This is a genomic window from Actinoplanes sp. NPDC049599 (assembly GCF_044465625.1).
Lineage (GTDB): Bacteria > Actinomycetota > Actinomycetes > Mycobacteriales > Micromonosporaceae > Actinoplanes.
On sequence record NZ_JBITLX010000043.1, the window covers coordinates 43,462 to 55,461 of the forward strand.

Below are 12,000 nucleotides of genomic sequence, written 5' to 3' on the forward strand. Positions count from 1 at the left end.
TCGCCGTGGCCAGGACGATGCGGATCAGCACGCGTAACGCGACCTTCCAGCAGTGGCAGGCGCTGCTGACCAACCGGACCAAGCGGCAGCACACCGGCGAGTTCCTGGTCCAGGGCGTACGCCCGATCTCGCTGGCGGTGGAACGTGGCTGGGAGATCCGCACGCTGCTGGTCTCCGACGGCCCCGGGCTGTCCCGCTGGGGCCGCGACGTGATCGACACCGCGGGCGCCCCGCGCGCGGTGGTCGCCGCCGAGCTCATGCGCGAGCTGGGCGGCAAGGACGAGGACACACCCGAGCTGCTGGCCGTGGTGGCGATGCCGCCGGACGACCTGAGCCGGATCACCGCGGGCCCGAACCTGCTGGTGGTGGTCTTCGACCGGCCCACCACCCCGGGCAACGTGGGCACGCTGGTGCGCTCGGCGGACGCGTTCGGGGCGGCCGGTGTGATCGTCACCGGGCACGCCGCCGACCCGTACGACCCCAAGGCGGTGCGCGCCAGCACGGGCTCGCTCTTCGCCCTGCCGGTGGTCCGGGTGCCGAGCCACCGCGAGGTCCTCGACCGGGTCGGCGAGCTGCGCGCGGACGGCGTACCCGCGCAGGTCGTCGGCACCGACGAGCGCGGCCCGGTGGAGATCGCCGAGCAGGACCTGACCGGGCCGACCGTGCTGGTGGTCGGCAACGAGACGCACGGGCTGAGCGCCGGCTGGCGGGAGGCCTGCGACCAGCTGGTCCGGATCCCGATCACCGGAGCGGCCAGCTCCCTGAACGCGGCCTCGGCGGCCGGCGTCGCCCTGTACGAGGCGGCCCGCCAGCGGCGACTGGCCTGAGCGCCGCATGATCCCGGCGCTGCGCTCGATCGTCGACCCGGCCCCGCTGGCGGCCCTGGCAGCCCGCGAGTACGGGCTGGACGTCACCGGCTGCGTGCTGCTGCGCTCGCTCGTGAACGACGTCTACCGCCTGGACACGCCGTCCGGCCCGCGGGTGCTGAAGCTCTACCGGACCGGCCACGACTCGGCGGGCTGGGAGGTGGCGCTGGCGGCGCACGTGGGGGCGGGAGTTGCTCAGGGCGTACCGCTGACAACCGGCCACCCGGCCGGTGTGCTGCAGGCAGCGGAGGGCCCACGGGCCTTCACGCTCTGGGAATGGGTGCCGGGCGGCAAACCGCCGAAACCGCGCACCGACGAGCTGTACCACCGCTTCGGCGCGGCGACCGCGTTGTTCCACGAGGCGACCGCGGGCTTCCCCGGCCGCCCGGGGTTCGACGTGGGCTCGCTGGTCGAGGAGGTGCTGGCCCGGGTGCCGGACGCGGCGGACCGGGCGCTGATCGCCGCGCTGGCGGCGGAGGCCGGCCGCCGGGTCGAGGCGGAGGAACTGGAACGCGGGGTGTGCCACGGCGACGTGACGCTGGACAACATCCACGTGGCCGGCGACCGGATCGTCTTCTTCGACCTGGACCGGGCGGCGGACGGATACCGGGCGGCGGATCTCTCGCCGGTGGCGGCGACGCCGCAGTGGCCGGCGTTCCTGGCCGGCTATCGGAAGGTGCGACGGCTGGGCGCGGCGGACGAGGCGGCGCTGCCCTGGCTGGACGTCCTGCTCCGGATCGACTACCTGCACTTCCACCTGTACGCGAAACCGGCGATGCGCGGCACGGAATCGCTGAGGGAGGGCTGGGTGGACGAGAACCTGGAGCAACTGCGCGCAGCCCGCACCCTCCTGCCCTCAGCTCGCGGGTCCGGCGGCCGATGAGGTGGCAGTCCGGCGGCACCGTCGTGCGTCCGGCCCGATGAGGAGGCGTCGATGGTGCGCAAGCAGCGAAGCGGGGCCGAGCAGCAGGTCGCCGAGCTCTTGCGGACCGCCCGGGACTCGCTCGGGCTCAGCCTGGCCTTCATGACCCGGATGGACGGGACGACCCAGCACCTGGAGGTGATCGACTCGTCGATCCCCTGGGTGTTCCGGGACGGCAACACCCAGCGCCAGGACACCTCGTTCTGTCAGGCGATCATGGATGGCCGGCTGCCCGCGGTGATGCCGAACGTCCGGGACTTTCCCGAAGCCATGAAGCTGCCGTCGGCCCGGATGCCGCGGATCCGCAGCTTTGTCTCGGTGCCGGTCGTGCTCGCCGACGGCACCGTCTACGGCACCTTCTGCGCCGCCGGGTTCGCCGCGGACAAGCAGCTCAGCAAGCGGGACAAGGCGCTCATGGAGGTGTTGTCCCGGGCCGCCTCGCTGATCATCGAGCCGGGTGTACGGGAGCGGGCGCGCAACGCCGAGATCGAGGGCCGGCTGCGTCCGGTGCTCGACGGCGGCGGGCCGGTGGTGCTGTTGCAGCCGATCGTTGATCTTGTCACCCGCCGGCGGGTCGGCACGGAGGCGCTGAGCCGGTTCCCGGGGCACTGGCAGCTGCCGCCGGACCGGTGCTTCGCCGACGCCGATCTGATCGGGGAGCGGGAGAACCTGGAACTGCTCGCCCTGCGCCGGGCCGGGGCCCACCTCGGCCGGGTGTCGGGTTACGTCGCCATGAACGTCTCACCCGCGACGCTCGCCACCCGGGGCTGCCTCGACTTCCTGGCCGGGCTGCCGCTCGACCGGGTCGTGCTGGAACTCTCCGAGCACGAGCCGATCGAGGACTACGACGCGCTGCGCACCCTGCTGGCGCCGCTGCGCGCCCGGGGCATGCGCCTGGCGATCGACGACGTCGGTGCCGGCTTCTCCTCGCTGCGGCACATCGTCGTCACCGCGCCCGACGTCATCAAACTCGACCGCAGCATCGTCACCGGGCTGAGCGACGACCCCGTCCTGACCGTGGTGGTGCGTGCCCTGGTCGACCTGGCCCGGGCCACCGGCGCCCAGGTGGTGGCCGAGGGCGTCGAGACCGAGGCGGACGCCACCACGCTGGCGATGCTGGGCGCCGGGCTGGGCCAGGGCTGGCACTTCGGCCGGGCAACCCCGATCGAGGACCTCCGCGACGAATACCCCCGGATCCCTGCAGCGATCCCGATGTCTCCTGTCTGAACTGCGGAGACGGTCCGGTCGTGCCAGTGGGCTGTCCGGGCCACCAACGAGATCCGCGACTGGTTGCGGGCTCTGCGCCAGACCGACGCCGACACCTACCGGTCGGTCAATGTCGCCATCCGGTCGCGTACCGAAGCTTGGGTCTCCGCTTTTCACCTGGCGGAGGAGCGCAAGCGGCTCGGTCTCACCCAGCGCGAGGTCGCCGACCTCATGGGCGTGACCCGCCGTCGCGGTTGCCCTCCAGCGTGAGGTCCACGCCCGCGGGCACGAATAGAAGAACGGGTTCCAGTCGGGCAGGTCCTTCGCGAACACCGATGGTCCCATCTCGCCTCTTTGAGCTGCGGATTCTGTCCGGTTGACGGCAGTGCCGGTGGCGACCTTGTCAGTAGGCTCGGCCGGGATGGAGCTGCTGGAGCGGGGTCGTGCCCTCGCCGACCTCGACGCGCTGCTGGCCGACACCGCCGGCGGCGGGCGGATCGCTGTGCTCTCCGGCGAGGCCGGGGCCGGCAAGTCGAGCCTGGCCGCCGCGTTTGCCGCTGCTGTCGGGAGCCGGGCCTGGGTGCTCTGGGGCGCCTGCGATCCGTTGCTCACGCCGCGGGCGCTCGGGCCGTTGCACGACATCGCCCGGCAGGTCGGTGGCGCGCTGCGGGAGCGGCTCGCCGCGGGGGAGCGGGGTGCCGTCTTCGACGCGCTGCTCGATGTGCTGGACGGGCCGCGGCAGCGGCGCCGGCCGGTGGTGGTCATGGAGGATCTGCACTGGGCCGACGAGGCCACGCTTGACCTCGTCGCGTTCCTCGGGCGCCGGCTGGCGTTGTGCCGGGTGCTGCTCGTGCTCACGTACCGTGATGATGAGGTCGGTCCCGATCACCAGCTCCGGACCGTCCTGGCCGGACTGCCGCGGGCCCTGGTCCGGCGGTTGCCGCTGGCCTCGCTGTCGGTTGCGGCGGTCGACGAGCTCGCCCGCCGCGCGGGCCGGTCCTCCGCTTCCGTGTACGAGGTGACGGGCGGTAACCCGCTGCTGGTCACCGAGGTCCTCGCCGCGGCCGAGTCGGGGGTGCCCGCGACCGTCCGTGACCTGGTGCTGTCCCGGCTGTCCGCGCTCTCGCCCGCGGCCCGGGACGCGGCCGGGTTCGTGTCCGTCGTGCCGTCGCAGGCCGAGCCCGCGCTGCTCGCCTCGCGGGGCGACGGGGTCGAGGAGTGCCTGGCCGGTGGCCTGCTCAGCGCCACCGCCGACGGCGTCGCGTTCCGCCACGAGCTGTTGCGGCGGGCCGTCGAGGAGGCGCTGTCACCGGTGCGCCGGGCTGCCCTGCACGCCGACGTGCTGGCCCGGCTCGCCGACCGGGCCGGGGTCGACCCGGCCCGGCTCGTGCACCACGCCCACCACGCCGGGGACGCCGCCGCCGTGCTGCGCTGGGCCCCGGTCGCCGCCCGGCGGGCCGCCGAGGTCGGCGCCAACAAGCAGGCCGCGGCGCACTACGAGCTGGCGCTGCGGCACACCGCCGGTGCTCCCGCGGACGAGCGGGCCGCGCTGCTGGAGGCGTACGCCACCGCCGGTTACCTGGCCGGGCTGATCGAGGAGGCGCTGGCCGCCCGGCGGCTCGCGCTGGGCCTGCGGGAGCAGCAGGGCGACCCGGCCCGGGTCGGCGAGAACCTGCGCTGGCTCTCCCGGTTGTCCTGGTGGCGGGGTCACACCGCGCAGGCCCGGGTGGCCGGCGAGCGGGCCGTCGAGGTGCTGGAGTCGATCCCGCCCGGCCCGCAGCTCGCGATGGCCTACAGCAACCTGTCGCAGCTGCACATGCTGGCCGGGGAGAGCACCGCGATCGAGTGGGGCGAGCGCGCCATCGACCTGGCCCGGCGCTTCGGCGACCGGGACACCGAGGTGCACGCGCTGGTCAACGTGGGCTCGACGCGGATGGAGCGGGACCCGGCCGCGGGCGGCGCCGAGCTGGAGCGCGCGCACGCGCTGGCCGTCGCGGCCGGGCTCGACGACCACGCCACCCGGGCCCTGGCCAACAAGGCCTGCCAGCTGGTCGAGTTCTGCGACTACACCGCCGCCGCGGACGTGCTGGAGCGGGTGCTGACCTTCGCCGAGGCCCGCGACCTGGACGGCTACGTGCGGCATCTGCTGGGCTACCGCGCCGCGATGCTGCTGGCCCGCGGCGACTGGGCCGGTGCCCGCGCCGACGCCGAGGCGGCCCTCGCCGGCCTCGCCCGGCCCGGTCCGTCCCGGTGCACCGCCCAGGTGGCGCTGGGCCGGCTGCGCTCGCGGCGCGGGGAGCCGGACGCGGCCGCCATCCTGCACAAGGCCGAGCTGTCCGCGTACGAGGCGAACGAGATGCAGTTCGTCGGGCCGGTCTCGGTCGGGCTCGCCGAGCACTACTGGATCGCCGGCGACCCGGCCCGGTCGGCCGCCGAGGCCCGCCGCGGATACGCGCTGGCCCTGCGCGTCAAGCACCCCTGGTTCGCCGGTCAGCTCGCCTACTGGCAGTGGCGGGCCGGCGAGGCGGTGGCGCTGCCGGAGTGGATCGGGGCGCCGCACCGGTTGCTGATCGAGGGCGACTGGCGGGGCGCCGCCGCCGAGTGGGCCGACCGGCGCTGCGACTACGCCCGGGCCGAGGCGCTGAGCCGCGGCGACGAGGAGGCGGCCGGGGAGGCGCTGCGCATCGTGGACGGGCTGGGCGCGGCCGGGACGGCCAGGCGGCTGCGCGCCGAGCTGCGGGACCGGGGCGCGAAGGTGCCGCGCGGGCCGCGGGCGTCCACGGCGGCCCACCCGACCGGGTTGACGGCCCGCCAGCGTGAGGTGCTGACGCTGGTGGCGGAGGGGCTCAGCAACGCCGACATCGCCGCCCGCCTGACGCTGTCGGCGAAGACCGTCGACCACCACGTGTCGGCGGTGCTCGGCAAGCTCGGCGTACCGTCGCGCGGCCAGGCCGCCGCGGCCGCCCGCCGGCTCGGCCTGCTCGCCGCCGGCTGAGTCATCCCGCGCGGCCAACATAGGGAGAACTCCCCACGCGCCCGCCCGGTCCGCGCTCGTAGCGTCTGCCGCATGACGAGTTCACTTGCGCTTGAGGGCATCAAGGCACGCCAGCAGAAGACCTGGGCCAGCGGCGACTACGGCGCGGTCGCGGCCGTCATCCACGCCATGTCCGAGACGCTCGTGCAGGCCGCGGATCTGTCCGCCGGCTCGCGGGTGCTGGACGTCGCCACCGGTACGGGCAACGCGGCGATCGCCGCCGCCCGCTGCCTGTGCACGGTCACCGGCGTCGACTACGTACCGGACCTGCTGGAGCGGGGCCGGGCCCGGGCGGCCGCCGAGCACCTGCCCGTCGAGTTCGTCGAGGGCGACGCCGAGGCGCTGCCGTTCCCGGACGGCGAGTGGGACGCCGTGCTCTCCGTCGTCGGTGTCATGTTCGCGCCCGACCAGGAGCAGACCGCCGCCGAGCTGACCCGGGTCTGCCGGTCGGGCGGCACGATCGCGCTGGCCAACTGGGCCCCGGACGGGTTCATCGGCGAGCTTTTCCGCACCATCGGCCGCCGGGTGCCGCCGCCGCCCGGCGTGCGCGCGCCCGCCGAGTGGGGCAGCGAGCCGCGGCTGCGGGAGCTGTTCGGCGACCGGGTCCGCGACCTGCGGGTCGCCGGGCGCGAGTTCGTCTTCCGGTTCCGGTCCGCGGAGGACTTCGCCGACTACTTCCGGGCGCACTACGGCCCCACGCTCAAGGCCTTCGAGGCGCTCGACGAGGACCAGGGCAAGCTGCTGCACGCCGACCTGGTCGAGCTGGTCAGCCGGTACAACTCGGCCACGGACGGCACCGCGAAGATCCGGTCCGCGTACGTCGAGGTGCTGGCGACGCGGGTCTGAGCGGCGGCGGCCGGCGCCGGGGCAGCGCCGGCCGCGCCCTCGTCAGCCGGAGCGACGGTGCCCGCTGCGCTGTTTCGGCTGATGAAGGGCCCTGTGCATGATGCAATCGGGGAATGCGGATGACGGTGGGCGCCGAACCGGCCACGATGTGCCCGGATCGGCGTTAACCGGCGATGCGGAACGACACCGCCGTCCCGGCACTGCTGCGCCCGGTCCTGCCCATCGCCGACCGGATGCGCACCAGCCTGCGCCTGGGCGCCCTGGTGCTGGTGCTGATGATCCCGGGCATCTTCGCCACGTCCGGCTACGTGCTCCAGGCGAGGAGCCGGATCGCGTTCAGCTCCGCCGAGCGGGACGGCCTCGCGGTGGTCCGGCCGGCCCTGCTCGCGCTGGCGAACACGGTGGCCGCCCAGGAACCCGACCTGGCGGCGGTGCGGTCGGCGGTGGCGGCCCACCCCGACCTGCGGCTGGCGGACTCGATGCGGGCGGTGCCGGGCCGGCTCGGTCCCACCCCGATCCAGCGGTTCTCGCTGGCCACCGCGCTGGCCGGGCTGATCACCGACGCGGGCAACAACTCGAACCTGATCCTGGACCCGGACCTCGACTCGTTCTACGTCATGGACGCCCAGATCGTGCAGCTGCCGCGGGCGCTGCTGACCGCCGCCAAGATCGCGGCGGCGGGCGCGACCAGCGGCACCAACGCCGTCGCGACCCAGGCGGTGCGGGCCGGTGAGCTGGCCACGGCGGCCGCCAATCTGACGTACGACGTGGCCACCGCGGACGCCAGCACCGCCATGGCCGGGCTGGCCGACCGGCTGACCGAGGTCGGCGCGGCGGCGGAGACGGCGACCGCACTCGCCGACGAGCTCACCGACAACCTGGAGCGCCCCCGGGCGTACGACGTGGTGGCGCTGGCCGCCGCCTTCGCCGCCGCGGTCGACCCGCTCGGCGCCGTGCTCGACGACCTGCTCGCGGCCCGGGTGGCCGGCTTCGCCCGGGAACGGCTGCTCGTGCTCGTCGTCACCATCGGCGGATTCGTGCTGGCGGCCTGGTTCGCGGTGGCCGTGCTGTGGCGCACCCGGCACGACGTCGCGCTGGTGGTCCGGGGCGTCACCGCCATCGCCGACGGCGACCTGGCAGCGCGCCGGCTGCCGGCCGGCCGCGACGAGCTGGGCGACATCGGCCTGGCGCTGACCACCGCGCGGTCCCGGATGCTGGCGCAGGAGGAGGAACTGGTCCGCGCCCAGGCCATCCGCGAGGAACAGCTGCGGGTCAGCTTCCAGCACCAGCGCCAGGCCGAGCTGCGGCTGCGCGACCGGGCCCAGCACATCATCGACGGCTCGACCACGGTCATCGCAGAGGAACTGCGCCGGGTCACCGACCAGGTCGGCGACGTGCGGCAGGCCGCCGAGACCATCGACAGCGGCATCTCGGCGACCGACGTGGCGACCACGACGGTGGTCGGCCACGCCCGGCGGGCCGAGGACGTGATCAGCTCGCTGGAACAGAGCCTGCGCCGGGTCGCCGAGACGGCCACCCTGGTCAAGGGCATCGCCGGGCAGACCCGGCTGCTCGCGCTCAACGCCACCATCGAGGCGGCCCGGGCGGGTGAGCTGGGTCTGGGCTTCACCGTCGTGGCCGACGAGGTCAAGGAGCTGGCGAACAGCACGTCGATGTCGACCGAGCAGATCGCCGGGACCATCGGCGAGCTGGAACGCGACACCGCGCAGATGGCCGAGACCATCGCCGCGATGGTGGCCGGCATCGCCAGCGTGGGCGAGGCCGCGACGTCGCTGCGGGCGGTCGCCGCCGACCAGGGCACGGTGGTGGGCCGGCTGGCCGACCAGATGAGCCGGACCATCGGCCGGGTCGAGGAGATGTCCGGCCTCTCCGCCCAGCTGGAACGCCGCGAGAGCGACCGCGTCACCATGTCCGGCAAGGTGCGGCTGCTGCGCGGCGAGGACCTGTTGAGCACCGAGCTGATCAACGTCAGCCGGGGCGGCGTGCGGGTGCGCGTCGCGCCGGACGTGCGGCTGGGCATCGGCGACGCGATCCGGATCGAGGGCCTCGGGCCGATCCGGGACTCGATCGAGGCCCGGGTGGTCAGCCTCGGCGTGGGGGAGGAGCAGGGCGAGGTCGGCCTGCAGTTCATGGTGCCCGACAACGTCCTGGCCGAACGGATCGACCGCTACGTCGCCGACCTGGTCGAGGGCGCGGCGCTCCGGGCCACCTGACCGCGCTCATCCGAAGCGTTCGGCGTAGCGGCGCTGCCAGGGCGTCTCCACGGCGCGCCGGTGGTAGCTCGCGCGGACGTACGCGACCGCTTCCGCCGGCGGGACCCCGTCGAGCACCGCCAGGCAGGCCAGCGCGGTGCCGGTCCGGCCCCGGCCGCCACCGCAGGCGAGCTCGACCCGCTGGTCCGCGGCCCGCAGCCAGGCCTCGCGGAGCACCTCGGCCGCTCGTTCCCGGTCGGCCGGCAGCCGGAAGTCCGGCCAGCGCAGCCACCGGCTCTCCCACTCCACCGGCGGTGGTTCGGCGCCGAGCAGAAAGACCCCGAACTCCGGGGGCGGTCCGGCGGGCAGTGGCGCCCGCAAGCGCCGTCCGCGCACCAGCCGCCCGGACGGCAGCGCGAGCACCCCTGGAGCTGCCGGGTCCCATGTCATGCGTGCCTCCTCCGCGGTGGTCGATTCTCCTCGCTGCCGCCCGGATCGACCCGGTACAGTCACCGTCGTGCACAGCACCAGCAGCGAGCGACGCCGGATGAACCCCCTCCGGTTGCGCTAGCACGTGCCTTCAGCCGGCGGGTCGACCCCGCCGGTGCGCCGGTCCGACCCGTCATCACGTACCAGATGATGGGTTGACCGATGAACCTCGAAGCTCTCCTGACCGCCCGGCTCGCACCCGCCTTCGCCCAGGTAGCACAGGCGACCGTCGATCCGGCGGTGCGGCGCTCGCGGCACGCCGACTACCAGTCCGGGGCGGCCCTGCCGCTGGCCGGCCCGCTCGGCCGCCCGCCGCGCGACATCGCCGCCGGCGTGCTGGCCGCGGCCGACCTGGCCGGGGTCGCCACCGCGGAGATCTCCGGCCCCGGCTTCCTCAACCTGCGGCTGACCGACGAGGTGCTCGCCGCCGGCGCGAACACGATGACCGCCGACCCGCGGCTCGGGGTGCCCACGGCCGCGCACCCGGAGCGGGTCGTCATCGACTACTCGTCGCCGAACATCGCCAAGGAACTGACCGTCGGCCACCTGCGCTCGACGGTCATCGGCGACGCGATCGCCCGGCTGCTCCAGTGGCGGGGCCACGACGTGGTGCGGGCCAACCACCTGGGGGACTGGGGCACGGCATTCGGCATGCTCATCGAGCACCTGGGCGCGCAGGACGCCGGCACGATCACCGACCTGACCGCCTTCTACCAGGCGGCCCGGACCCGCTTCGACGCCGACGAGGATTTCCGGACCCGGTCGCGGCTGCGCGTGGTGGCGCTGCAGAGCGGCGACGCACGCACCCGGGACCAGTGGCAGCACTTCGTCTCGGCCTCCCAGCGGCACCTGCTCGCCACCTACGACCGGCTCGGCGTCACGCTCGGCCCGGACGACTTCCTCGGCGAGAGCTTCTACAACAACAGGCTGGTCGCCGTGGTGGCCGAGCTGACCGAGAAGGGCCTGCTGACCGAGAGCGAGGGCGCGCTCTGCGCATTCCCGCCGGGCTTCACCGGCCGCTCCGGCGATCCGCTCCCGCTGATCGTCCGCAAGAGCGACGGCGGTTTCGGGTACGCGGCCACGGACCTGGCCGCCCTGCGCTACCGCACGGTGGACCTGAACGCGTCCCGGCTGCTCTACGTCGTCGGGGCGCCGCAGCGTAACCACTTCGCGATGGTCTACGCGGTGGCGGCCGCGGCGGGCTGGCTGCCGGCAGACGTGCGGGCGGAACACGTCGGCTTCGGCTCGATCCTGGGCACCGACGGCCGGATGTACCGCACCCGCTCCGGCGAATCGGTGAAACTGGCAGCGGTCCTGGACGAGGCGGAGACCAGGGCGGCGGCGCTGGCCCCGGCACCGGAGATCGCCCGGGCGGTGGGCGTCGGCGCGGTGAAGTACGCGGACCTGTCCGGCGACCGGATGTCGGACTACGTCTTCGACTGGGACCGGATGCTGGCGCTGACCGGCAACACCGGGCCGTACCTGCAGTACGCGTACGCCCGGACCCGTGGCATCCTGCGCAAAGCCGCGTCGACCCCGGGCCCGATCCAGCTCACGGCGCCGGCGGAACGGGCGCTGGTGCTGGAACTGCTGGGCTTCGGGCAGGTGGTGACGGGGGTGGAGGAGTCGCTGGAGCCGCACCGGCTGGCGGGTTACCTGCACGGGCTGGCGCAGAGCTTCAGCACGTTCTTCGAGGCGTGCCCGGTGTTGAAAGCGCCGGAGGGGGTGCGGGAGAGCAGGCTGGGCTTGTGCGACCTCACGGGGCGGACGCTGCGGCAGGGGCTGGACCTGCTCGGCATCGACACGCCGGAACGCCTGTAGGTCGGGGCCTCTCCCTGTTGGCCAAGCCGATCGGTGCTGACGCTGATCGGTGTGCTGACGCTGATCGGCTACATCGGCGCGCCGTCCTCGGCCGGCCCGCTGCTCGGAGCCGCGGCGGGCTCGGGCGGGCTGGCTCGGGCGGGCTGGCTCGGGCGGGCGGGCGGGCGGGCGCGGTGCGGGCGGATGCGGTGCGGGCGGGCGCGGTGCGGGCGGGCGGGCGGATGCGGTGCGGGCTGGCTGTGGACGCCGATGATCAACGCCGGGGCAATCTGGGCAGTCGGCGTCAGGGCGTGCCGTCGCTGTCAGCGATCACCCCGCGGCGCGGGTGTGCGACCAGCGCGAACCGCTCCTTCGCAGACCTGATCGCTCGACTTTCGCCGCTTCTGGATCACGGTCCTCCCGTGATCCAGCCCGTTGCCGGGTTCATCCGGTATGCGGGATTGGCGGTAGTGGAGGTTGAAGGGTTCATCTCAGGAGGAAAGGGGCGCGAGTGGTGGACCTTGTAGCCGTGTTTGTGCCCTGAACAGCGAAGGAGTTGTGTTTGTAGGCAGGCTCTGGAGTTGATGCTGTGCGAGAGATGAAGGTTTGGCCCTTCGGAGTCGC

Annotated in this window: 9 protein-coding genes; 8 read left to right on the forward strand and 1 reads right to left on the reverse strand. The window is 74.1% G+C overall.

Translation table 11 applies throughout. From position 1 onward, the window contains the following. The first annotated feature begins 5 nt into the window (after positions 1-5). The 7 genes from ACIBQZ_RS40715 (at position 6) to ACIBQZ_RS40745 (ending at position 9,108) form a co-directional block, all read left to right on the forward strand. Entirely contained in the window at positions 6-827 is an 822-nt protein-coding gene (locus ACIBQZ_RS40715; RefSeq protein WP_396094308.1) for a TrmH family RNA methyltransferase, read from the forward strand. 7 nt (positions 828-834) lie between these two features. Further along, positions 835-1,749 (forward strand): phosphotransferase enzyme family protein, encoded by a 915-nt coding sequence (locus tag ACIBQZ_RS40720; protein WP_396094309.1) that lies wholly within the window; start codon positions 835-837, stop codon positions 1,747-1,749. 51 nt (positions 1,750-1,800) lie between these two features. Next, entirely contained in the window at positions 1,801-3,015 is a 1,215-nt protein-coding gene (locus tag ACIBQZ_RS40725) for an EAL domain-containing protein (RefSeq protein ID WP_396094310.1), read from the forward strand. Positions 3,016-3,078: 63 nt separating this feature from the next. Next, positions 3,079-3,264 (forward strand): helix-turn-helix domain-containing protein, encoded by a 186-nt coding sequence (locus ACIBQZ_RS40730; RefSeq protein ID WP_396094311.1) that lies wholly within the window; start codon positions 3,079-3,081, stop codon positions 3,262-3,264. Between the two features lie 151 nt (positions 3,265-3,415). After that, complete coding sequence (locus ACIBQZ_RS40735; protein WP_396094312.1) at positions 3,416-5,989, forward strand: ATP-binding protein; 2,574 nt, start codon at positions 3,416-3,418, stop codon at positions 5,987-5,989. A gap of 72 nt (positions 5,990-6,061) precedes the next feature. Next, complete coding sequence (locus tag ACIBQZ_RS40740; protein WP_396094313.1) at positions 6,062-6,874, forward strand: class I SAM-dependent methyltransferase; 813 nt, start codon at positions 6,062-6,064, stop codon at positions 6,872-6,874. Between the two features lie 173 nt (positions 6,875-7,047). Next, positions 7,048-9,108, forward strand: coding sequence for a methyl-accepting chemotaxis protein (locus tag ACIBQZ_RS40745; protein ID WP_396094314.1), 2,061 nt, complete (start codon positions 7,048-7,050; stop codon positions 9,106-9,108). A 6-nt stretch (positions 9,109-9,114) separates the two neighbouring features. Here the strand turns inward: ACIBQZ_RS40745 and ACIBQZ_RS40750 are convergent, their stop codons facing one another. Then, entirely contained in the window at positions 9,115-9,537 is a 423-nt protein-coding gene (locus ACIBQZ_RS40750) for a protein phosphatase (protein WP_396094315.1), read from the reverse strand. Between the two features lie 201 nt (positions 9,538-9,738). Here ACIBQZ_RS40750 and argS point away from each other — a divergent pair, with 201 nt between their 5' ends. Beyond that, positions 9,739-11,397: an arginine--tRNA ligase gene (argS, locus tag ACIBQZ_RS40755; RefSeq protein ID WP_396094316.1), complete on the forward strand. Its 1,659-nt coding sequence runs from the start codon at positions 9,739-9,741 to the stop codon at positions 11,395-11,397. Positions 11,398-12,000 lie beyond the last annotated feature (603 nt).